The following is a 23,636-nucleotide window of genomic DNA, read 5'->3' on the forward strand; positions in this document are numbered from 1 at the left end:
TTTAGGCGAGGCTTAACGCAAGGCGTCGGCCACTTGCCGGAATGGGTTAAGTGCGTTGAGTTGCAACTGGAAACGGATGTTGTGCTGGAATTCTTTAAGGTTCTGAGGAATATTTTGCGCATAATTGCTACCGGCTACCGGAAAGTAAATCTGCAGGAATTTTTTTGCCAAAGATACACTTAATCCGGTTCCGTAAAGCAGCTCTTTGGCACCATGAGCGGTACCTAAATCGAGGAACGCGGTTACAGGCACCACCGGAATATCAGCATCTAAGTTAACGGCGGTAAGCCAGCGGCTGGAGAATACCGGAATAAAATGGCGGAAGCCGCCATCGCGCCCATCGGTTTGCCGGATAAAAGCCGCCAGATTATCTTGTCGCTGCGACCGATCCAGGAATATTGTTTCTTTTTTGTAATCGAGGCTGCTGCTCATCCCTAACTGGAACCAAGGCGGTATTGTACTGGCGTTTCCGAAAAAGTTACCCCCGAACACCCTTATGGCCAAACGTTTCTTCGCCGCGTAATAACGTTCAAAGGCCAGCGATAATTTGCCTGCCAGAACGTTCTGACCGGAGCGGGTAAGGCCGGCAGTGGTATCAGTAGGTAATAAGTCAAAATTTAATTCCGCCTGAAAACCCTGCAAAGCATTTTTCTTCTCGTAAGTATACCGCAGCCATGGTATATTATATTCTATATTTTTCCCGAACGGTGGCGCAGCGCCGTGGTCCACCGCTTTATTTACTAAAGGTTCCTGGTGCGAAATATTAGTGTATCCAAGTTGCAACTGCTGCTGGTAAGCCCCAGCCGCCGGCTTTGGAAAGTTAACCAATACCGACGATTCTAGTTTCCTGAACCGCCCGAAGCGTTGTGCATTCAGCCCCACTATTACCGATTGGACCAGCCTTTTGGGTAAAAACCGGATGTTAATATTGCCGATGCCGCGTAATTCTTCCTGGCCTACGCTGTACAATGGCATAAACAAATAATTTATTTTTTTCTGGAAAAGCGAACTGTTGTACAAGGCCCCACCAAACATAATGCGGTCGTAGGTATTAGCACCCAGTACCGGCACAACATACAACTGTTGGCGGTCGAACTGTTCTATGCCTGCCAGGAACTGCAATCGTAAAGGCTCTACTTTTTTCAGGAAGCCGTTTACCGCCAGCCGGTTATTGGTGCGGTTTAGTTCCGGCAGAAAATAACCCGGATCTATTACTACATCGTGTACGTTCTGGCGGTTAAAGGTTAGTTGCTGGGCTGCTTGCCCCGGCTTGGTCCATTTTACTTCCAATAACTGGGCATCGGCGTTGCGGGTAGCTACCGGCACGGGGGCTAGCAAGTTCGTTTTATTTTCAACGGTAACTTGCAGGGGGTTCTCGGTGGTGTTTAGGTGAGTTAAAGCCGCATCTACGGTTTGGGTAGTTCCGATAATATCTTGAAAGAACCAGTCCAGCTTTTCGCCGGTAGATTCTTCAAAAATAGCTTGCAGGTCCTTAGGGTAAGGGTGTTTGAATTGCCAGCGCTGGTAATAAGCTTGCATGGCTTTATCAAAACGGTCCTGGGTAAGGTAATTGGCCAGGTATTGCAGCATTACACCGGTTTTCAGGTACACAATACTGCCATAATTGGTATAGGTGTAGGCCGCTGCCGGGCCGGCTATTGGTTGGTCCAGGCCGCGGCTGGCACCCATCTGGTACATCAGTAAATTAAGGGCGGTGCTATGAATATTCTGTAAGCGGTAATTTTTAATGCGGTCTCGGGTGAGCAAGGGTTCCAGTTGGCTGTAGTTGCGGTTAGTGAGCTGGCCAATTCTAAATTCGTAGTAAGAGTTAATGCCTTCGTCGAGCCACGGGTGCTGCCGCTCATTAGTGCCCAGAATACCGTAAAACCAGTTGTGGCCTACTTCGTGAATAATGGCACTGGGTTCGGTTACGGTTACCATCGGGTACTCCATGCCTGCGCCGGCACTTAAGGCCCCGTCTACGGCAGTGGCCTGCGCGTAAGGGTAATCGCCTACCCACAAAGAATAATAATGAATGGCATCCTTAATATCTTTCATACTCCGCACCCAGTCCGAAGCATCTTTGTTCAGGAAAAACAGCCAGGTGGTGACTTTGCGTTTAGAGTGCGGCAATTCTACTTCGCCTTTCCGTACATTAAACCGTTTATCGGCAAACCAGGCAAAATCATGAATATTGTCGCCGGTATAACGCAGCGTTTTGGTTTGCCGGGCGGAGGGCGGAAAAACATCTTCGGCTTGCCGGAATATTCTTTTCTCGGCCGTAATAGCCGATAAGCTATCCAGCTTCTTTGATTCATCGGGGTTTTGCAGCGTTCCCGTAGCCGCTACCAAATAATTGGCTGGTAAGGTAATGCTTACATCAAAGCGGCCAAATTCTGAGTAAAACTCGCCCTGGTCTAAGTAAGGCATGGGGTGCCAGCCTTGGTGGTCGTAAACGGCTGGTTTCGGGTACCATTGCGTTATCTGGTAAGACTGACCTACGTGGCCCAGGCGCGAAAAGGAGTTAGGTAGCTTTACCCGGAAAGGCGTAGAAATGTGGATGCGCTGGCCGCTGGCCAAAGGCTGGTTCAGGATGAGCTTGCCGATATCAATATTTTCCGGATCGACTTCGAACTTAGCTGCCTGCCCGTTTATCTTAAAATCCAAGCCATCTATATAACCGCGCGCGCTGTCAGGCGCAAACTGGAAATTACGTTTTTTATTGATGAGCTGCTGCCTGGCAAAGGCCGTGGAATTATTTTTATAAGCGTTGGGCCAGAGGTGGAAATAAATAAAAGTCAGTTCGTGGGGTGAGTGGTTTATATATTCTATCTCGGCGGTAGCTGTAAGGCTGTGCTGCTCATCGTTTAGGGTAACCGCTATGGTATAATTTACTTCCTGTTGCCAATAATGCTGCGTAAAGCCTTCCAAGATTGTAAATAAAGATAAAAGGAATACCAGTAAATATTTCATAAGTAAATACGTAGGAGCGTACGCTGTCTAAAACAAATTTAGCGGCTTTTTTCGCTTACCAAATATTTTGAAAAGTCTAGAAAATTAATGCCATTAAAGCCGGTTTAAATTGGCCCGGAACAATATCGGGCAAACCGAAACAGAAAATACTACGGCGCTTCTGTAAGATTTGATGACCTCCAGGTGAAATATAGAAATAAAATATTGGCAGCGGCATAGCCTGAACTCAATAAAAAAGCCAATCCGGACAGGATTGGCTTTCAAAAAAAGATAAGGAAAAACAGGATAAATTAAGCTGGTTTGTTCCGACGTTCTTTAATACGGGAAGCTTTACCGGAAAGACCTCTTAAGTAGTACAAACGAGCGCGTCTTACTTTACCACGACGTACCAGTTCAATTTTTTCGATGTTTGGCGAAAGCAAAGGGAAGATACGCTCCAAACCAATTTGGTTAGAAACTTTACGTACGGTAAAAGTTTCACCGGCTGTATTTGGGTTTTTACGCTGAATTACAACGCCCTGAAATTGCTGAATTCTTTCTTTGTTACCTTCACGGATTTTTACGTGAATATTAACCGTGTCGCCAGCCGCAAAATTCGGAATATTGGCACGCTGTTCACGATATTCGTTGTTTAATACATCTAAAATATTGCTCATGGCTATTGTAATTATTGCTGTAGTATCTTCTTCTCAAAATTCGGAGTGCAAAGATATAAACTTTTTTTATAGAAAAATAGTAGGTGTGCTTTTTTTTGTGTAAGTATTTAACTTACAGCCGGTAGCCCAACCACTACGGTAATGGCAAACAGTATATTAATTTATTCGATTTCTTTATTACTCCAGTAAATCCGGGCGCCGCTGGCGGGTACGGGCTATTGCCTGCTCAAAGCGCCATTGTTCTACCTTAGGCGTATCGCCGGAGAGCAGAATATCGGGTACCTTCATGCCTTCATAATCGGCCGGGCGGGTATATACCGGCGGGGCCAGCAAACCATCCTGGAAAGAGTCGGTCAGGGCCGAAGATTCGTCGTTCAGGACCCCGGGAATCAGGCGAATAATCGCATCCGTCAGAACGGCTGCTCCCAACTCGCCACCCGATAATACGTAATCGCCGATGCTTATTTCGTAGGTAATGTATTTCTGCCTTACCCGCTCGTCTACGCCTTTGTAATGGCCGCACAAGATAATTACGTTCTGCAGCAGCGAAAGCCGGTTGACCAACGGTTGCCGTAAGGTTTCTCCGTCGGGTGTCATGTAAATAACCGCATCGTAAGTGCGCTCAGCCTGTAAGTTGTTGATGCATTTGGCAATAGGCTCTATCATCATCACCATGCCGGCGCCGCCACCGAAGGCATAATCATCTACCTGGCCGTATTTGTTAATAGCAAACTGGCGAAGGTCGTGGATGTGGATTTCTACCAACCCTTTGTTCTGGGCCCGCTTTACAATAGAGTGACCCAAAGGGCTAAGGAGTAAATCGGGCTGAACGCTGATGATATCAAACCGCATCTTTCTCGTTATCGTCGTCGCGGTCCTCGTCGGCATCCGGACCGGTAGGGTTGGTGTAAATATCTACTAGGCCTTCGGGTAAGTTTACAAAAAGTTTACGGCCAACTTTATCCGCCCGCAGAATTAATTCGTCCTGCACCGGAATCAGCACTTCCACACCCTGGTAATCCATGGCCATTAAGTCCTGGTAAGGCATTTCGTAAATTTCCCGGATGGTACCTAGTTCGCCTAACTGTTCATCTACTACCGTGTACCCAATTACTTCATGAAAGTAAAACTGGTCTTCGTCGAGTTCGGGTAATTGGTCGAGGGGCAGGTAAAGTGGAACGCTTTTGAGTTTTTCGGCCTCCACAATAGAATCCACATCTTCGAACTTAATAATAATACGGCCGTTGGGCTGGATTTCGAGGGTATGGATAAAAAAAGGAACCAGCTTTCCGCTTAATTGCAGGAAAACTGATTCCAGTTCTTCGTAATCTTGCGGGTAATCTACATCAAAAAATGCAACTACCTGGCCTTTTACACCATGTGTCCTGACGATGTAGCCGAGCTGGTAACAGGCGTCAATATTCATGGCCTAAAATTTATTAAGCTTGTGCTTCTTCGGCTGGAGCAGCAGCTTCGCCAGCGTTGTCGCCTTCAGTAGCCGGGGCTTCTTCGGCCGGAGCAGCAGCTTTGGCGGCATCTTCAGCGCGTTTGCGTAAAGCTTCGGCACGGGCAGCATTAACTTTTTGTTCGGCAGCAAACGCAGCTTTAGCAGCATCAGATTGTTTCTGGCTCAGCTGGTCGCGTTTGCCCTGGATCTTCGCTTCTTTGCCTTCTTTCCACTCGTTAAATTTAGAATCGGCTTGTTCCTGGGTAATAGCACCTTTGGTTACACCAATCTGTAAATGCTTTTTAAACAAAATACCTTTGTAAGACAACATGGCCTTAACCGTATCAGTTGGCTGGGCACCTTTCATCACCCAATCAAACGCTTTCTGCTCATCAAAGTCGATAGAAGCAGGGTTGGTGTTTGGGTTGTAAGTACCTAATTTCTGAATAAAGCGACCATCCCGTGGTGATCTGGAGTCAGCTACTACAATATCGTACATAGCAGCTTTTTTGCGGCCTCTGCGGGCCAGTCTGATTTTAACAGGCATATTAAATAACGTTTGTTAAGCGACGGAACCCGTCCGTCTTTTTTGAGTCTGCAAAAGTAAGAAATATTTCCGAAATAATGAAAACTCTGACTTAATAATATTTAAACCAAGGAGTTAGATTAGTCCGGTATTTTTATTAAACGTAGTTGTGCCGAATCCTGTAAAGCTTTTTTCTGATTGGCCATAATGTGGCTGTAAGTTAAGTTGTTAAACTCGGCATGGTCTAAGTAAAGCAGCGGCGATAACAACGAGGGCTCTTTCCAGGATTGCAGCGCCGGTAATTTTTCCAGTTTTTTAAAGTTACGCACGTTGGCCACTTTATAATAATTATCCAGCAGCACATATTCGTAACCCTGTTTTTTTAAGGCCGGCAATTCTGTTTCCGAAATAATGCTTTTAACCACAATATTGTTTTGGGTAGCCGCCGGGGCTAAACCTATACTAACCGTGGTGGCAATGCGCGTAATATTTTTGGACTGGAGGTATTGAGCTACCGCCGGGTAAGAAGTCCTGGAATAAGTATAAATGGTTTCCTGTAGTTTCCAGATTTGCGCGAAGGTACCGGCGGCCAATAAACCAATGATCAGCGAACGGTTGGGAATTAGTTTTTTTAGAACCAGGTAAAAGAGCAAATACAGCAGGCCGTAAATAAATGTTAAACCGCGGGGCGCTTTAATCAGCAGGTGCATACCGGCCAATACCGCATAATTTATAAAAAAAAGATATTTATAAATATCCAGGCTGCGCCATGGCTGTTTAAAAAGCTCCCACTGGTATACTACCGGAAATAAAAAGAGGGCCGGCACCAAAACCGGTAATTCAAAATCCCAGATATACTGCAGGTAAAACAAAAAATCTGCGTTGAAATAACCGACGCGTTGGGCCGGGTTGGGTGTGAGCGGATTTTTAATATTAAAAACGGCGGCCGTATAAATGTAAAAAGGCAAATTAACGAGCAGCGCGACTAACGTAAATAGCACAAAAGGAATGCAAATAATTATGCCGGCAAATACTAAATTTCTGAAGGTTAATACCTTATCCCATACCCATAACTCCAGCAAGACAGCTACCGGCAGCAGTAATAAAAATTTATAATTTATGGTTAAGCTTACGGCCAGCAACGCCGCTACTTGTAAAAAAGCTTTCGCATCGTGGTGCACCAATCGCTGGTAGTATCGCTCCAGCAAAAGCATAAACAGGAACATACTCATCGATTCGGTGGCGAAATTGCGGCCGGTACTCACCGCGAAAACCGATAAACCAAATAATAAACCGGTTAGGTGTGCTTCGGGAACTGGAATGGCCAAATGCCGCCGCATAAACCGGATGAGCAGCACCACGGCCCCGATATTGAAAAGGCTATTTATTAAAATATAGCCCGTTACGCCTTTCAGAAAGGGCGTAAAAAGGCTGTAAAACAAAAAGAAGCCGGGGCTGGCGTGGTGAAAAACGTGGGTAAAATCTCCCTGGCCAATTTCCTGCACAATCTGCCAGTTCCGGATAGAATCGTAATCGGTGAGGCATACCTGGGGCAACAGATAATAACGCGCCCCCAGGCACAGCAAAATTATCAGGATGTAGTATAGTTTTATAAATCTAGCCTGATCCGGCATCCTACAAAGCTTTTATTTTTCGGAAAACAAATATGCTGCTTTCTGCCCGGTTATAAATAAAAAAGTCTCCTGGTAAGCAGGAGACTTTTTTATTTATAACTATTTGTAAGCTTAAGCCCGTACTTTTTTCAGGCGGATAATCCGGAGTTTATCCAGGGTCCAGATTACCGGGTAGGTAGGATCTACTTCCCACCATTTCACGCCAAAGTTTACCCGGTTAGGCAATTTGTGGTGATTGTTCTGGAATAATTCGCCACCGGTTAAAAAATCGAAAAATAAAGAATTGCGCGATTTGTCGTGGTTGTCGAAGTTCTGGTAACCGTATTTGTGGCCACTCCAGTTTACAATAGCGCCGTGGATTGGGCCCATCAGGAAGTGAATCGGTAACAGCAAAAACATCCACCATTGGGTAGCAAATGCAATGTAAAACAATACGTAAGCCGTTCCCCACAAAATGCGCGACATCCAGGTATCGCCAAAGTTTTCGATTGCACTCCAAAGCGGATAATTCCCTTCAAAACGTGCTTCCGGTTCTACCCGGCGGTTCAGTACATCGTTGTAAATGTCCTTGGTTTTCCACATCATGGTAAACGCATTGTTAGAGAAATGCGGCGAATGCGGATCGCGCTCGGTATCGCTAAAAGCATGGTGCATGCGGTGTAAAACGGCATACGCCCGCGGCGACAAAAACGAAGAACCCTGGGCCATGTAAGTTAACAGGAAGAAGAACCGCTCCCAGAATTTATTCATGGTGAACATTTTGTGGGCAGCGTAGCGGTGCAGGTAAAAAGTTTGTACAAATAAGGAGAGATACCAGTGGGCAACAAAAAATATCAGGATAGGCATTAGCAATTAGTATTTTGATGATTTTAGATAATCCGGGTTAAACAACCGAAGGCTGCCATTAAAACAGCAATTTGGTTATTTAGTTCACAAAATTACTATATACTGGCTTAACCGTTGCAAGTATTCTCTAAAAAATCTGTAAAACTGATTTATATCATCTTTTGCTTTATACCAAACCGGTTATTAATTTTTGAAAGGGTTGCCAGTTTGGCGTATCGGGCACAGGGGCAGTCAGTTGCATTAAAGTTTTTTGGATGGGGTGTTCGAACTGCAATTGATACGCGTGCAAACCAATGCTTTTGTCCGGAAGCGGCGCCCGGGCGCCGTATTTAAGGTCGCCGAGGAGCGGGCAGCCTTGCGAGGCCAGTTGTACCCGAATCTGGTGCGGCCGCCCGGTTACGGGGTTTACCCGCAATAAATAATATTCCTGTTCCCGGCCCAGCAGTTCGTAACTCAGTTCTGATTGTAAGCCACCCTTCTGGTTATTAGTAAAGGCTTTGGTAACGTTGCGGGCCTCGTCTTTAACCAGCCAGTGTACCAACCGGTCGGAGGGGCGGGGTGGTTTTTGGACCGTAATGGCCAGGTAAGTTTTGCGGATTTTATCGTTCCGGAAAAGTTCATTCAGCCGGGTTAAGGCTTTGGAGGTTTTGGCCAGTAAAACCAAGCCGCTTACCGGCCGGTCAAGGCGGTGTACCACACCCATAAATACATTGCCGGGTTTGTTGTATTTTTCTTTTAAATATTCTTTGGCTAACTCCGATAAGGGCTTATCGCCGGTTTCATCGCCCTGCACCAAAATGCCGGCCGGCTTATTTATAACCAGCAAGTGATTGTCTTCATAAACTACATGCCTGTCCTGGATTGTAAAACTATTTTTCATTCGTTTTAGCTGGTAGCTATTAGTGGTTAGCCACCAGCAGTTAGAAGTGCGTTTTAATAATTAACAATCAGCAGTAAGCCATTAATAAGCTTCTTCGTCCCGTGGAAAATCTTTTGTTTTCACGTCGTTTACATAGTTGGTAACCGCGCTGGTCATTATTTCGTGGAGGTCAGCGTAGCGGCGCAGGAAACGAGGCTTAAATTCTTTGGTAATGCCCAGCAAATCGTGGGTTACGAGCACTTGCCCGTCTACGTAAGGCCCGGCACCAATGCCAATGATGGGAATCTGTAAAGACGAAGCTACTTTCTGGCCTAAAGCCGAAGGTATTTTTTCCAGCACGATAGAAAAGCAGCCTATTTCCTGCAGCAGCATAGCATCTTCTACTAATTTATTCGCTTCCTGTTCTTCTTTGGCCCGCACGGTATAGGTGCCAAATTTATAAATAGACTGCGGCGTTAACCCCAAATGGCCCATTACCGGAACACCGGCACTTAATATCCGGATAACCGATTCTTTTATTTCGCTGCCGCCTTCCATTTTAACGCCGTGGGCGCCCGATTCTTTCATAATCCGGATAGCCGAACGGAGGGCTTCGGAAGAATTGCCCTGGTAAGAGCCAAAAGGTAAATCTACTACCACAAACGCCCGTTTTACCGCGCGCACCACCGAAGAAGCATGATAAATCATCTGGTCCAGGGTGATGGGTAAAGTGGTTTCGTGGCCTGCCATCACGTTAGAAGCAGAATCGCCCACCAGCAAAACATCCACGCCGGCGCCATCCAGAATAGAAGCCATGGAGTAATCATAAGCCGTGAGCATCGATATTTTTTCGCCCCGCTCTTTCATGGCTTGCAGTTGGTGGGTGGTAATAATTTTGATGTCCCGTTTTTGTACAGACATGCTTTTCGAGATTATGAATTAGAAATTAGAAATTATTCGTACCTGTTATACTGGTAAAAGGAGAAATATTAGTTATCAGGTACTTAAATTTTCTTTAATATTTTAAAAAATTAAATGTTATTATTAAACGCCCTGCTGCTTGGCTAATAGCGGTGTAATATTAAGGTTTAATTTCTAATTTTTAATTCCTAGCCGGATTGTTTCGTGGCATAACTGTGGAAAAATATTGCATAAAAAGATGAAGATAGCAATTAATGCACTCACTGTTTCTATTATGAGTATCATGTGCTACGCTTGTGCGGGTACCCAGCCGCCTACGGCCGGCACCGCAAAAACAGCGGCTACGCCTACTTTTAATCAGAGCCAAATGCAAGCTGCCAGAGGGTTAGCACCGAGTTACGCGGGTGTCATGATTATGGCGCCGCCGGCTTCGTTCGGCTTCCATCCGTTCTATAAAAAATATACCGATGCTTTTGGTATTCCGATTATTTCGTCGGAGAAAGTGCCGGATAGTGCCTTGCTCATTGCGCGCGATATTGTAAATTATATGTTGGTAAAGCGGATGGATATTCGGAATGCTTTAATGGCGCGAAAAGCACGGGTACTGATTATGGCCGAAGCCGAAATGGAAACCGATTTACCCGAACGAAGCGATTGGAAAAAACCAACCCGGGACGACAAGCGACTAACCCCGGCCGAACGAGAAAATTATGATAAGCCCGGTGGTATCGCCAGCATGACCGACCGGGAGTACTGGAATAAACGCGCACGGGGCATGGGCGGAACGGTTACTTCCTGCGCCGAAGAAAATCTGCTGGGCTACCCATATACCCGTTACTACGGCGAAAATATTCTGGTGCACGAATTCAGCCATAATATTATGGGCGCGCTGCGTACCGCCGACCCTGCTCTTTTTGCCGAAATTGAACCTGCCTACGAAGCGGCTAAAGCTAAAGACCTCTACAAAGGACAATATGCCATTAACACGGTGGCCGAGTACTGGGCCGAAGGCAGCCAATGGTGGTTCTGGTCGAACTACGAATTTTATGATGGAGATACCCGGGTACAATCGCCGGACGATTTAAAGGCTTATGACCCCACGCTATACAAAATATTGGAACGGGTGTACGCGGGCCATCATATTCCGGCAGATGTTTATTATGGTCGTAATATAAAGCCTGCTCGCCGGCCTTAAGTAGAATAAGCGCTAATTAGGTTTAGTTTGGCTAATATTTTGAAGCGTTTAGGTTAATTCAATAAAGAAAGCCCCATCAAAATAGCAGCTTCGTGTACCGAATTAGCTTTTGACGGGGCTTTCTTGATTTAAGACTTCGAGCAGTTAACAGCTACAACTTAACAAATTGCTCTTACCGGTTATACCAACTCCGGTTACGGCTAAGTTTCAGGTCGCGCAGCAGGGCCGAACGCGCGTTAATATTAATGGAATAAGATTGGTAAACGCCAAAAGGAATCCAGCCGATACTCATTTCCCAGCAGTGCAAATCGCGGTGAATATTGAGGCTGGTGTAGGTTAAGGCTTTATTCAGGAAATCGTAGCCCGAGTTATAGGTTACTTTCCATTTATCCGTCAGGTTAAGAGAGCCATCGAAGCCCAGCGATTGCGTGGTTTGAGAGGTGCCGTTGGCCTGCGCAAAATAACTGGCGGTATAATTTATCCGGAAAGTCCACGGAATTTTAAAGTCTATGTATTGCTCCTGCAAATTAACATCTGTTTCCAGCGAGGGCCGGTTGGTGCGGGGTGCTTCCTTTTTACTCTTTACCACATCCGGATTCAGGTCAATGTCCAGGTTCAGATTGGCGTTGGTTAAACGGGCAAACCGAAAGCTGCTTTCGTTTATCTGGAGGCGATCGATGCGGCGGCCGGCGGCGTTTACCTGGTATGGGTCTAAGTTGGCGCTGGTAAAGATATTTAAACGCTTAAACAGCACGGTCCGGAACTGCGCGTTAATGGGCTGCACTTTAAAGGAGTCGGCGGCAAAATTATACCCGCCCGTAAAGCTGAAATTATCAATCAGACTAACTTTTTCAAAAGTCTCGGCCGTATCGGTTTTGGCTTTTACTTTGGCTTCTACGTTGTTCTGAATGCTAAAATACAAGGCGCTTTGTAAACCCGAGCCCGATGGCGCATTCATAAAACCATTGTACCTGGATAAATATTGGTAAGGCACCATGCCGGTCGTACTATTTACCACATCGCTCAACTGCACGTACTGGCCGTAGGCGGTACTCAGGTTAGGCGTGTAGTTATACGAAATAGACGGCTGAATCTGGTGCCGGATAGCCTCCAGGCGTTTGCCTTTAATAATGGCCATGCCGTAAATCCGCGTCGATAAGCTGGCGCCGGCACCGTATTCGCTGGCGATGCTAAATCTATTCAGCGTATCTATGCGCACAGCATTGGCGCTCTCTACATAGGTATACTTCAGTTGTTTCAGGTAGCTGGTGGCGTTGTAATACAGGCTCGGCGATAAATTAAAATGCTTCAGCAACCGGATGCTGTTCATGGCAATCGGGAACGAGTGCCGCATACCCACCTGGGCGTTGCGCAGCAGATTGCTGAAGTTAAAAGCCACTACCGTATCGCGTTGTTCCCCCCCAATTAAATTAACGCCCGGCAAGGTACCGCTCTGGAGCGAATTCGACGTTTGGTTACGGGCCGTTAAATTATAAGCCACCGAAATATCCTGCAGGAAGTTGCCGCCTGCGGCGTTCTTACTGAACAACCGAAACGGATATTGCCGGTTTACACTAAAGGTAGCTTCGGGCAAAGTTAAGTTATGAACCTTGGTAAGTGTATTCTGATTGTGCAGCAACGAAGCCGTAAAAGTTACCGGCGAGTTAGGATTGGCGTACTGGTACTGCACCGACGAGTTAAACGTAGCCGATAAATTATTGCTGGGCGTGCTGTAATTTTGCCGGTTGTAAAAGCTGGTACCCGCCTGCACACTGGCCGACATTTTGCCACCGGGCCGGGCGGCCGGCGAATGCGACCACCGGATAAAAAAGCTGCGGGGTTCATCCCGGCGAAAGCGACTTGGCCCTACAATCGGACTATTATCGGTACGCCCACTACCGCCATCCGGAAAACGGGTGGCGCTATAATCGATACTAAAGTTGCCCTGGTACGCGTAGCGTTTGTTGTAAGTAGATTGCACGTGCGCGGCCCAACTGCCGTAAGAATAAACGTCGGCCAGTAAACTTATTCCAATATATTCGTTTAAGGCTAAGTAATAACCGCCATTGCGCAGGTAAAAGCCTTGTTCGCGGGCTTCGCCAAAAGTAGGAAAGATAATACCCGACGAACCGGTACTGCGCTGTTTCTGAGGCGTAGGAAAATAACCAAATAAAAACCCGATGGGCGTAGGAATATCGGCAAAGACCAAATTAAACGGGCCGGAGAATATTTTTTTGCCCGGCAATGCTTTTATTTTAGAAGCATTGATGTAAAAGTGGGGGTGCGGTAAATCGCAGGTGGTATAATGGGCATTTGCCCCGTAAAAAGCTTCATCGGAGGTGCGTTTAACGGTTTCGGCGTGCAGAAAACCTTCGCCCTGCCGGGTAACTACGCCACTTATTTTACCTTTTTTGGTTTTAAAGTTGTAGTTCATCTGGTTGGCCGTATACATTTCGGAACCTTGCTTAAAAACCGGGGTGCCAACCGCCTTACCCGTGGTGTCTACCGCCCCTTTGGCCGATAAAATATTGGTTTCGTAATTAATGGCCGTGGTAGCCGCTTGTAGCGACATTTCGCCGTAATCGATGTTAGCTTCACCGTACATGTTTACCACCCGCTCGTTCACGTGGAAAACAATAGAGTCTTTGGCTGAATATTTGATAGTGGTGGTTATATCACCTTTGATAGAGTCTTGCGTTACTTTAATTGAATCTGGCGGCGTAATAGTATTCGCAGGTGCGTTCTGAGCGAGCGCACCCAGCCTGCAAAATATTACCAACTGGCCCAGGAGCAGAATCCTTAAAATGAATGGTAATCTTTTCAGAATGAAACCGTTTTTTATATATTTTTGCAAAGTTAATACGATTACTCCTTAACAAACGAATGTTGTGAAAAATATTGTTTGCGCTTTATCTATAGTTGTTTTCTTCGTGCTGAGTGGGTTCCATAATGTTGGCCAAAGCGACAGTAAAGTACGTACGGTGGTAATTGATGCCGGCCACGGCGGTAAAGATGTGGGCTGCAACGGGCGCATTTCGCGCGAGGCCGATATTGCCTTAAAAGTGGCTTTGGCCTTAGGTCAGCAAATTGAAGAGAACATGCCCGACGTAAAGGTTATTTACACCCGAAAAACCAACACGTTTGTAGAACTGATTGACCGGGCGGGTATGGCAAATAAAAATAATGCCGATCTGTTTATTTCTATTCATTGCAATGCCGGCCCGGCAGCGGCTTACGGCACCGAAACCTACACCATGGGTTTGCACAAATCTGAAAGCAATTTGCAGGTAGCCAACCGCGAAAACGCTGTTATTTTAAAAGAAGAAAATTATGAGAAAAAATACGACGGCTTTGATCCCCGTTCGCCGCAAAGCCATATCCTGATGTCGTTGTACCAAAGCGCCTACATGGATAACAGCTTGCGTTTTGCGCAAAAAGTACAGCATAATTTTAAAAATAAGGTGGGCCGGGTTAGCCGGGGCGTAAAACAGGCTGGGTTTCTGGTGCTCTGGAAATCGGCCATGCCGAGTTCTTTAATCGAAATCGGCTTTTTAACCAACCCCACCGAGGAAAAATTTCTCAACGATAAAGCGAACCAGACGTATATTGCTTCAGGAATATATAAAGCTTTCAAAGATTACAAACAAGAACTGGAAGCCATGAATTAAACTTTAACCCTGATGTTTTTGTGAGATTATCGAAAGAAGTAAAAGTTGCCCTGCTAGGTATTGTGGCAATTACTGCCTTGTTTTTTGGATATCGTTTCCTGAAAGGAACTGATTTCTTCACTTCTACTAAAAAGTTTTACGTTATTTATCCTAATGTAGATGGTTTAACCGTGTCGGGCCCGGTAATGCTGAACGGCATACGGGTAGGCGTGGTGCAGGAAATGAAGCTGCAGGTAGATAATAACAACCAGATAAAAGTTGGTATTACGGTGCAGGAAGGCATTCCGGTGGGCGATTCTACCATTGCCAGCTTAACCAGCAGCGATTTGTTGGGTGGTAAAGCCATTACCCTTTTTATGGGTAAGAACAATGTGCAGTATAAAGGCGGCGAAACCCTGATACCCTACGTGGAGCGCAGCATCACTACCATGCTCACCGAAAAAGCCATGCCGGTGCTGGGCCAGGTAGATTCTACCCTGGTCCGGCTGAACTCTTTGCTGGATGCTGATGCCAAGCGAAATATTCAATCGATTATTGCCAATACCAGCGCTACTACCGAACTGCTGCGTACCACCATGATGGCCAACCAGCGCAACGTTAATGCCATTACGGCTAATATTAGTGCGCTCACTACGTCTTTAAGGGAAACCGAAGAAAAGTTTAGCCGGCTGGCCTCTAACCTGAACGAAATTACCGATACGCTGCGCAATGCCCCGGTAGCAGCACTTATCCGGAATACAAATAATACTTTACAGGAAGCGCAGGCGGGAATTACTAAATTAAACGAAACCTTATCCCAGAGCAATGGCACGGTGGGCCGGTTAATGAACGATGATTCGCTGTACGCCAACATGAATGCTTCTACCGAAAGCCTGAATGCCTTGTTGCAGGATTTAAAGGCCAATCCGAAACGTTACGTGCATTTTTCTTTAATAGGAGGAGGTACTAAAGTTAAAAAAGCCGATAATGTAAAAACGGCTAACAAAGTGCGCAGTGCGACAAACGTGGAGCAGGCCAACAATGTGGAGGAAGTTGAAAAGAAGTAGCGTTCCGCTGCCAATTCGTATTTAACAAAAAATCCGCCTCGTGCGGATTTTTTGTTCTACTGCCATTAAGAAACGGCGGCTAAAATACACAGCTTCCGTACTTATTCCTTTTGGCTTTAGTAAATAGCAGCCCATAAAGGCAACCGGCTAACCAAATATATTTCTGCTAAAAAAAGTGCTATGGATATTTCTTTTAATAAGAACGAAGACGCGCTAAAACTTTTGTGTACGCAGCTCAGGCAAAAAATACATAAAGTTAGCCTGGGCGGCGGTGAAAGCCGCATGAAAGCCCAGCACGAAAAAGGCAAGCTTACCGCCCGCGAACGCCTGAAATATTTATTGGATGCAGATTCGGAGTTCCTGGAAATAGGCGCTTTTGCCGGCGAGGGCATGTACCAGGAACATGGCGGTTGCCCTTCGGGCGGTGTTATTACGGGCATTGGCTGCGTAAAAGGCCGGCAGTGCGTGGTAGTGGCCAACGATGCCACCGTTAAAGCCGGTGCCTGGTTTCCGATTACCGCTAAAAAGAATTTGCGGGCCCAGGAAATTTCCATCGAAAACCGCTTGCCAATTATTTACCTGGTAGATAGTGCCGGCGTTTATCTGCCTTTGCAAGACGAAATATTTCCGGATAAAGAACATTTCGGGCGGATATTCCGGAACAACGCCGTTATGTCGGCGATGGGTATTGTGCAGCTTTCAGCCATTATGGGCAGTTGCGTAGCCGGTGGGGCTTATTTACCTATCATGTCCGACGAAGCCATGATTGTGGAAGGAACTGGTTCAATATTTCTGGCGGGCTCTTACCTGGTAAAAGCGGCCATCGGCGAAACCATTGATAACGAATCGTTGGGCGGCGCTACCACGCATTCTGAAATATCGGGCGTAACTGATTATAAATTCAGCACCGACCAGGAGTGCCTGGACCATATCCGGAATATTTTTGATAAAATGGGCGAGCCCGCCAAAGCGGGTTTTAACCGCACCGCACCGGCTCTACCGCAAGCCAACCCCGAAGAGATTTACGGCCTACTGCCCGAAGACCGCGTGAAGCCTTACGACATGCTCGAAATTATTAAACGGCTGGTCGATAATTCGGAGTTCGAACCTTACAAAGATTTGTACGGTAAAACTCTGCTCTGCGGGCTGGCCCGCGTAGATGGCTGGGCCGTGGGTATTGTGGCCAACCAGCGCAAAATTGTGAAGAGCAAAAAAGGCGAAATGCAGATGGGCGGCGTTATTTATTCGGATTCTGCGGACAAAGCGGCCCGGTTTATCATGAACTGCAACCAGAAAAAAATACCCTTAATATTTTTGCAGGATGTTTCGGGTTTTATGGTAGGTAGTAAAGCCGAACACGGGGGCATTATAAAAGACGGCGCCAAAATGGTAAATGCCATGGCCAACTCGGTAGTACCTAAATTTACTTTTATCATCGGCAACTCTTACGGCGCGGGTAATTATGCCATGTGCGGCAAGGCCTACGACCCGCGGCTGATATTTGCCTGGCCAACTGCCCAGATTGCCGTAATGAGCGGCGCTGCGGCGGCTAATACCTTGCTGCAAATCCAAGTGGCTTCCCTGAAAGCCAAAGGCGAAGAAATAACCCCCGGAGCCGAGCATCAGTTATTAACCCAAATTACCGAAACCTATAATACCCAGTTGTCGCCGTACTACGCGGCAGCCCGGCTATGGGTTGATGGTATTATCGATCCGCTGGAAACCCGCAAAGTTATTTCGATGGGCATTCAGGCCGCTAACCACGCACCGCTGGAAAAACCGTTTAACGTAGGCATTATTCAAACCTGAGATTTAATTAGAAATTAAAAATTAAAAATCGGAAATTTGTATTCATTTACCGCTAACAGTACAGGCTGAAATATTCAGGAATATATTCGGTTTAAGGAAGAGCACCAGCTAAGTGATTTGGTTAAGGTTTATGCAGAAATTAGAAAGCTTAACTTTTTCTAACTTCTAATTTGTAATTTATAATTTATAAGACGTGACAAATAAAGAAATAAAGGCATTAATTTCCTTACTCGAAGACGAAGACGAGCACATTGCTTCGCACGTGGAGGAGAAAATTGTGTCGTTGGGCGAACCGATGATTCCGTACCTGGAAGAAGAGTGGGAGTCGAGCATTAACCCCGAAGTACAGAAAAAAATTGAAGAACTTATTCACAAGCTGCAGTACGACGGCTTGACGAATAAATTTAAGGCCTGGAAAGAAAGTGGGGCTACCAACCTGACCGAAGGTATGTGGCTCGTAAACAGCTACCAGTACCCCGATGCTTCGCTGGAAAATATAAATAAAACCCTGGACCAGATTTACTACGAGGCCTGGCTGCACGTGCGCACCGATATGCACCCGTACGATCAGATTAAGGCCCTGAACCACGTATTGTTTAAGCTTTATAAATTTTCGGCTAATACTAAAAATTTTCATTCGCCGGCCAACTCTATGTTGCACCTGGCCCTGGAAACAAAGCGGGGCAACCCGCTGACCCTTTGCGTTGTTTATTTAACCATTGCCCAAAAATTAGGCTTGCCCATATACGGCGTTAATTTGCCCAATCTGTTTATATTAACCTACAAGCACGAAAACTTTCAGTTTTATATAAACGTGTACAACAAAGGCCTGATGCTGTCGAAAGGCGATATTGATAATTATATTTTGCAGCTAAACCTGAACCCGGTAGACATTTTTTACGAACCTTGTTCTAACCTGGATATTGTAAAACGCGCACTGCGGAACCTGGCTTTATCTTTCGAGAAAATGAATGAAGCCGAAAAAGCAGTAGAAGTAAATAAACTGCTCGACAATTTAACCGACGAAGAGACCCCGGAACCGCCGGCCTCGGAAAATACCGAGAACGATGATTGATTAGAACTCGGGAGTATATAACGCAAAAGCGGCTGCTGTAATTTACGGCAGCCGCTTTTGCGTTGTATACAGTTAAAATATTTAAAACCGTTTTATCATACAGCCTAATGCCCGTTTCTCCGGCACCGCCACCGTTTGATTTGCCAATACAGCATCCAGGGCATTGCGCAGGTAAGGCGCTTTTACCGAGTTTTCCAGTTGCGGATTATCATCAATGGCGCCTTTATATTTTAAAATAAAGCTGCCGTTTACATTATGCAGCACAAAAGCTTCCGGCGTTTTGGTAGCGCCAAACTGCTGACTGATTTTCTGGCCATTATCCGGCAAAAGTTTTAAATCAGCGTTGCCGGCCGGGGTGTTGCTGCTGCCTTCTTCCATGCTAATGGCCGGGTTAATAAATAAAAAAGTTACGCCTTTAGGGCCATAACTATTAGCCAGTTGGCTTAACCGGTTTTCGTAAAGCCGGGAGTTGGGGCAACTCCGGTTCAAGAATACTACCGCCACCGCTTTGGTATCGCCGTAATTAGCCAGAATGGTAAAATCTTTTACCGGCTGGCCAATTTGCGGGCCACCCTCCTGGGCCAAAACGGCGCCCGAAGTAGCCATCGTTAATAAAATGAGTAGAAAATATTTCATAATGTTAAATTATATCGTTTAGCTCGCTTACGCAATAAGTTAAAATGTATCCGTTCAGGTGTTCGTAATAAACGGTAAAAGTATTTTCAGTTCCGGGTGTTTTAACCAGGGTGGTCAAAGCGCCTGTGTTATGGAGGGCAAAAGGTTCTACCAGCAGATGGTCTTTAAAAATTAATTTCTTTTTGCTGTACAATTTATACAAAGTTTCTTTGGCGCTCCAATAAACCAAGGTCTTTTCTAAGTTGCCGCCAGCGTCTTCTATTTCCGGCCCGCACATAAACTTATCTACCACGCGCATTACTTTCGGGCTAATAATTTCAATATCTATGCCAACTTTGTGGCCTTTAGCCAGTATAACGCCCACCAGGGTGTGGCTGTGGGTAATAGAAACCTGGTATTTTTCTTCCGGAAAGATTGGCTTACCGGCCGCACTGGTTTGCAAAGGAAAATAGGCAGCAGTAAAATTTTGCAGCAGGGTGTAAACCAGAATGCGGCTGCTCAGCCATTGTTTTTGCCGGCTGGCGCTGGCAAATTCCGGAATAACCAACTGGCAACTGGTCAGGTCTTGTAAAGCGTTCCGCAGGCTTTCCGCAGTTTCTGAAATTTCCCAGAAGCCTAAATAAGTAGCCGGGTTTATTTCCCGGATGTTTAGCAACGCCATAGCGGATTTAACTTTTAACGGTTAGCCCTTGCCGGTGAGGCAATATTTTCGGATGGGTAAATATTGCACTTCTTTTAAGTTTATACCGTACCTTTAATCTGTTATTTTATATTCAGAAGCTTTAAATTATTATGGGTAGTCCCATTACAGTTCAGAAAGTGGCCACTTTAACCGGCCACCAGGATTGCGTTTATACCTTGGAGCCGGGCGGCCAACCCAACATTTTTTATTCGGCGGGCGGCGATGGCATGGTGGTGGCCTGGAACCTGGATAACCCGGAACAGGGTGAGTTGGTAGCCCGGGTTTCTTCTTCGGTGTACGCGTTGCGCTGGCTACCCGAATCCGGATTATTATTGGTAGGCCATAACCAGAATGGCTTACAGGTGCTGGATGTAGCCGGTAAAAAAATAATAAAATCAATAGCCTTAGGCGGCGGTGCATTTTTTGATATTGCCCATGCCTCTCATTTACAAAAAATATACGTGGGCGCCACCAATGGCACCCTGACGGTGCTGGATAGCCAGGACTTTCAAGTGCAACAGGTAAAACAATACAGCACCAAAAGTGTAAGGAGCATTGCGGTAAATGCCGCTCGTAACGAATTGGCCGTGGGTTACAGCGATAATTTAATCCGGATTTTAGATGCCGAAACCCTGGCGCTGAAACTGGAACTGGAAGGTCATACCAATTCGGTATTTACCGTGGTTTACAGCCCCGATGGCCAGCATTTATTAAGTGGCAGCCGCGATGCGCATTTAAAGGTGTGGCAAACCAACCAAAGTTACCAGGAGTATGCGTCTAATATAGCCCATTTATTTACTATTAACAATATTGTGTTTAGTTCTGATGGCCAGTATTTTGCGACTTGCAGTATGGATAAATCGGTTAAAATTTGGGATGCCCGCACGTTCCGGTTGCTAAAGGTAATCGACAAAGCACGGCACGCTGGCCATGGCACTTCGGTGAATAAATTATTTTGGCCGGCTCGGGTAAATTCGTTAGTTTCGTGTAGCGATGATCGTACTATTTCGGTTTGGGATATAAATTTTTAGTTAGAGGTATGAAAATAACACCATTAGAAATTCGGCAAAAGACCTTTGAGAAAGCTTTCAGGGGATTAGATAAAGACGAAGTAAATGCTTTCTTGCTGACCTTATCGCAGCAATGGGAAAAATTGCAGGATGAGAATAAGGAGTTACGATTTAAATTAGAATCTACAACCAAAGAGGTGCAGAAAATGCGCGAAGTGGAATCAACGCTTTACCGCACCTTAAAAACTGCCGAAGATACTGGTAATAACCTGGTAGAGCAGGCTACCAAAGAGGCTACCTTGCAAGTAAGAGAGGCCCAGTTAAAATCGGAGCAACTGCTAAACGATGCCCGTTTAAAAGCCCGTAATATTATAGAAGACGCCTATAGCCAGTCGGACAAAGCCGTTACGGAAATGCAGCACGAAGTAAAAGCGCTGGAGCAAGAGCACCAACGCCTGGAAAGTTACCTCGATAATTTACTGCGCGACCTGAGTAATCTGGCAACTGACGCGCTGGAAAAAGTAGAAAAAAACAAAGCCAAGCCGCGGCCAACCCTTTCGAGTATTCTGGCCAAAGCCGCTAATATTAAAGTAAAACGCGAAGATTTAGACCGGGTATTCCAGGATGTGCCATCGGCCATTAATAACACACCGGCACCCGTGGAAGCCCCTAAAAAAGCACCGGAAGAAATGATGAATATAAAAGAAGTACCGGCACCACCGGTAGCCTCCATCGAACCTATTCAACCAATCCAACCGATTCAACCGGAAGTGCCATCGCCTACAACACCGGTGCCGGATGTGCCAGCGCCCGAAATTGAGCGTCCGCGTCCGGATATTCCGGAAATACAGCCGGACAGAATTGAACGGCCTATACCGGATATTCAGCCGGTGCAGCCTGAAACCCCGGAAATACAGCCACCTAATACCCAACCGCAGCCCAGCACCTTCGTCAACAGCCCACGTCCGGTTAGAGAAAAAGCAGTGGCCGGTGGTTCTTTCTTCGACGATTTCGAATAATTAAGGCATGGGAAGAATCGCGCTGGAGGGCATGGAGTTTTTTGCTTTTCATGGCTTTTACGATGAAGAACAAAAGATTGGGAATAAATACGGGGTAGATTTATACATCTACACCGATTTACATGCTGCCGCCGAAACCGACGATTTGCACCAAACGGTAAATTACGAAGTGGTTTACAAACTGGTGCTCGAAGAAATGACCAAACCAGCGCGTTTGCTGGAGCATTTGGGGCACCGCATAATAGACCGCATTTACCAAAGATTTCCGCTGATTAAGGGCGTGAAAATTAACGTCTATAAGTTTAACCCTCCCTTGGGCGGCATCTGCCGGCTGGCGAAAGTTACTTTAAAAGAAAAAAGAAAAATGGTTTAGGCGCTTCGGGCCTAAACCATTTTTCTTTTAAAGAGGCTGTTATAGGTCGGCAGTAACACTGTACAAAAATTAAATATTACCTGTGCTATTCCATCAGTAACTTGGTTCAAGCATCCGCTTGGGCTTTTTATCTTTTACAGGTACTTCAACCTATTTGGTTTAATTGTGCACCCAAGCATTTTTTTTGGTAAAACTGCTTAGCTGCCAAACGATTAAGGTTATTTATTTAAAATAACTTTAACAAATCGGTTGCGGCTTTAAACGGGGATGTCTTGCTTTCGGCAACCGCTTTTTCCAGGTCAGGCAGTTTCTCCCGGATTAACTTATGGGAAAAGAAACGATCTTCCAGGGCGTAGCGGATAGCCTGGTGCAGCCAATGCAGGTTTTGTTCCTGGCGTTTGCGGGTAAAAAAGCCGCTTTTTTGGGTTAGGGTTAAATATTCCTGAACCATTTGCCAGATAACAGCCAAGCCGGTATTTTCCAGAGCAGAACAAAGTGCTACCGGTGGGAGCCACCCCGATGGAGCCGGCGGAAATAAATGGAGCGCATGCTTATATTCGGCGCGGGCTTGTTCTGCCTTCTGATGGTTATCGCCGTCGGCTTTGGTTATTGCCAGGCCATCGGCCATTTCCATAATGCCTTTTTTAATACCCTGCAATGCATCGCCGGCTCCGGCTAAAAGCAACAACAGGAAAAAATCTACCATACTATGCACGGCGGTTTCGGATTGACCTACCCCTACGGTTTCGATAATGATAACGTTAAAACCGGCTGCTTCGCAGAGCAGGAGTGCCTCGCGGGTATTACGGGCAACGCCGCCCAACGACTTACCGGCCGGCGAAGGCCTAATATAGGCAGCCGGATTCGTAGCCAGAGTAGCCATGCGGGTTTTATCGCCCAGGATACTGCCGCCTGAGCGCTGGCTCGTGGGGTCGATGGCCAGAACCGCTACTTTCTTACTTTGTTCCTGAATAAGGTAATTACCAAAACTTTCGATAAAAGTGCTTTTACCAACCCCTGGCGAACCGGTAATACCCACCCTAACGGAGTTTCCCGTATGGGGTATTAGCCGGTTTATTACTTCCTGGGCCAGGTCCTGGTCCGCTGGCAATGTGCTTTCGACTAACGTTATGGCCCGGCTTAATACCACCCGGTCACCCGCCAGAATCCGGTCTACATACTGATCAACGTAAAAGCGTTTTACCACACGTTTTGTTTCTGTTTTAAATATCCGGAATAGCCGGCTTAAAAGATTTAATGG

The 23,636-nt window shown here is 46.1% G+C and carries 21 protein-coding genes; 8 read left to right on the top strand and 13 right to left on the bottom strand.

Features of this window, described 5'->3' with window-relative positions; genetic code table 11:
- Nucleotides 1-12: 12 nt before the first annotated feature.
- The 9 genes from AAE02nite_RS20575 to panB form a co-directional block, all read right to left on the bottom strand.
- Nucleotides 13-2,973 (bottom strand): M1 family metallopeptidase, encoded by a 2,961-nt coding sequence (locus AAE02nite_RS20575; protein WP_146902418.1) that lies wholly within the window; start codon nt 2,971-2,973, stop codon nt 13-15.
- A gap of 290 nt (nt 2,974-3,263) precedes the next feature.
- Nucleotides 3,264-3,629, bottom strand: a complete 366-nt coding sequence (gene rplS, locus AAE02nite_RS20580; RefSeq protein ID WP_146902421.1) for a 50S ribosomal protein L19 — start codon at nt 3,627-3,629, stop codon at nt 3,264-3,266.
- A 177-nt stretch (nt 3,630-3,806) separates the two neighbouring features.
- The gene (gene trmD / locus AAE02nite_RS20585) at nt 3,807-4,481 is read right to left on the bottom strand and encodes a tRNA (guanosine(37)-N1)-methyltransferase TrmD (RefSeq protein WP_146902424.1); all 675 of its coding nucleotides are present in this window, start codon (nt 4,479-4,481) and stop codon (nt 3,807-3,809) included.
- A complete protein-coding gene (gene rimM, locus AAE02nite_RS20590) occupies nt 4,471-5,055 on the bottom strand; it encodes a ribosome maturation factor RimM (protein WP_146902427.1) in 585 nt (194 codons plus the stop codon). Before rimM ends, trmD begins: the two co-directional genes overlap by 11 nt.
- Nucleotides 5,056-5,068: 13 nt before the next feature.
- Nucleotides 5,069-5,623, bottom strand: coding sequence for a 30S ribosomal protein S16 (locus AAE02nite_RS20595; RefSeq protein ID WP_146902430.1), 555 nt, complete (start codon nt 5,621-5,623; stop codon nt 5,069-5,071).
- Between the two features lie 119 nt (nt 5,624-5,742).
- Nucleotides 5,743-7,236: a glycosyltransferase family protein gene (locus tag AAE02nite_RS20600; protein ID WP_146902433.1), complete on the bottom strand. Its 1,494-nt coding sequence runs from the start codon at nt 7,234-7,236 to the stop codon at nt 5,743-5,745.
- 111 nt (nt 7,237-7,347) lie between these two features.
- The gene (locus tag AAE02nite_RS20605; RefSeq protein WP_146902436.1) at nt 7,348-8,082 is read right to left on the bottom strand and encodes an acyl-CoA desaturase; all 735 of its coding nucleotides are present in this window, start codon (nt 8,080-8,082) and stop codon (nt 7,348-7,350) included.
- 166 nt (nt 8,083-8,248) lie between these two features.
- A complete protein-coding gene (locus AAE02nite_RS20610) occupies nt 8,249-8,962 on the bottom strand; it encodes an RluA family pseudouridine synthase (protein WP_146902440.1) in 714 nt (237 codons plus the stop codon).
- Nucleotides 8,963-9,043: 81 nt separating this feature from the next.
- Nucleotides 9,044-9,862: a 3-methyl-2-oxobutanoate hydroxymethyltransferase gene (panB, locus tag AAE02nite_RS20615; RefSeq protein ID WP_146902443.1), complete on the bottom strand. Its 819-nt coding sequence runs from the start codon at nt 9,860-9,862 to the stop codon at nt 9,044-9,046.
- A gap of 238 nt (nt 9,863-10,100) precedes the next feature.
- On the opposite strand from panB, the gene AAE02nite_RS20620 reads away from it, so the two are divergent.
- Entirely contained in the window at nt 10,101-11,057 is a 957-nt protein-coding gene (locus AAE02nite_RS20620; protein ID WP_218033532.1) for a hypothetical protein, read from the top strand.
- A gap of 172 nt (nt 11,058-11,229) precedes the next feature.
- On the opposite strand, the gene AAE02nite_RS20625 is transcribed toward AAE02nite_RS20620, so the two are convergent.
- Nucleotides 11,230-13,911, bottom strand: a complete 2,682-nt coding sequence (locus AAE02nite_RS20625; protein ID WP_146902447.1) for a putative LPS assembly protein LptD — start codon at nt 13,909-13,911, stop codon at nt 11,230-11,232.
- A 61-nt stretch (nt 13,912-13,972) separates the two neighbouring features.
- Here AAE02nite_RS20625 and AAE02nite_RS20630 point away from each other — a divergent pair, with 61 nt between their 5' ends.
- From AAE02nite_RS20630 to AAE02nite_RS20645, 4 genes are all read left to right on the top strand, one after another.
- The gene (locus AAE02nite_RS20630; protein ID WP_246151206.1) at nt 13,973-14,725 is read left to right on the top strand and encodes an N-acetylmuramoyl-L-alanine amidase family protein; all 753 of its coding nucleotides are present in this window, start codon (nt 13,973-13,975) and stop codon (nt 14,723-14,725) included.
- Between the two features lie 20 nt (nt 14,726-14,745).
- Entirely contained in the window at nt 14,746-15,771 is a 1,026-nt protein-coding gene (locus AAE02nite_RS20635; RefSeq protein ID WP_146902453.1) for an MlaD family protein, read from the top strand.
- A gap of 180 nt (nt 15,772-15,951) precedes the next feature.
- Nucleotides 15,952-17,580: an acyl-CoA carboxylase subunit beta gene (locus tag AAE02nite_RS20640; RefSeq protein ID WP_146902456.1), complete on the top strand. Its 1,629-nt coding sequence runs from the start codon at nt 15,952-15,954 to the stop codon at nt 17,578-17,580.
- Between the two features lie 193 nt (nt 17,581-17,773).
- The gene (locus AAE02nite_RS20645; protein WP_146902459.1) at nt 17,774-18,655 is read left to right on the top strand and encodes a transglutaminase-like domain-containing protein; all 882 of its coding nucleotides are present in this window, start codon (nt 17,774-17,776) and stop codon (nt 18,653-18,655) included.
- A gap of 81 nt (nt 18,656-18,736) precedes the next feature.
- Here the strand turns inward: AAE02nite_RS20645 and AAE02nite_RS20650 are convergent, their stop codons facing one another.
- Together AAE02nite_RS20650 and AAE02nite_RS20655 are read right to left on the bottom strand one after the other, a co-directional pair.
- On the bottom strand, nt 18,737-19,291 hold the full coding sequence (locus AAE02nite_RS20650) for a thioredoxin domain-containing protein (RefSeq protein ID WP_146902462.1): 555 nt from the start codon (nt 19,289-19,291) through the stop codon (nt 18,737-18,739).
- A gap of 4 nt (nt 19,292-19,295) precedes the next feature.
- On the bottom strand, nt 19,296-19,952 hold the full coding sequence (locus tag AAE02nite_RS20655) for a 4'-phosphopantetheinyl transferase family protein (protein ID WP_146902465.1): 657 nt from the start codon (nt 19,950-19,952) through the stop codon (nt 19,296-19,298).
- A gap of 131 nt (nt 19,953-20,083) precedes the next feature.
- Here AAE02nite_RS20655 and AAE02nite_RS20660 point away from each other — a divergent pair, with 131 nt between their 5' ends.
- Genes AAE02nite_RS20660 through folB form a run of 3 tightly spaced genes read left to right on the top strand, consistent with a single transcriptional unit; the run spans nt 20,084 to nt 22,375 of the window.
- Nucleotides 20,084-21,004 (top strand): WD40 repeat domain-containing protein, encoded by a 921-nt coding sequence (locus tag AAE02nite_RS20660; RefSeq protein WP_146902468.1) that lies wholly within the window; start codon nt 20,084-20,086, stop codon nt 21,002-21,004.
- A gap of 8 nt (nt 21,005-21,012) precedes the next feature.
- Entirely contained in the window at nt 21,013-22,002 is a 990-nt protein-coding gene (locus AAE02nite_RS20665; RefSeq protein WP_146902471.1) for a DivIVA domain-containing protein, read from the top strand.
- Nucleotides 22,003-22,009: 7 nt separating this feature from the next.
- Entirely contained in the window at nt 22,010-22,375 is a 366-nt protein-coding gene (folB, locus tag AAE02nite_RS20670; RefSeq protein WP_146902474.1) for a dihydroneopterin aldolase, read from the top strand.
- A gap of 226 nt (nt 22,376-22,601) precedes the next feature.
- On the opposite strand, the gene meaB is transcribed toward folB, so the two are convergent.
- Nucleotides 22,602-23,582, bottom strand: coding sequence for a methylmalonyl Co-A mutase-associated GTPase MeaB (gene meaB / locus AAE02nite_RS20675; protein WP_146902477.1), 981 nt, complete (start codon nt 23,580-23,582; stop codon nt 22,602-22,604).
- Nucleotides 23,583-23,636: the final 54 nt, after the last annotated feature.

It is taken from the genome of Adhaeribacter aerolatus, assembly GCF_007991635.1.
In the GTDB taxonomy this organism is placed as follows: domain Bacteria; phylum Bacteroidota; class Bacteroidia; order Cytophagales; family Hymenobacteraceae; genus Adhaeribacter; species Adhaeribacter aerolatus.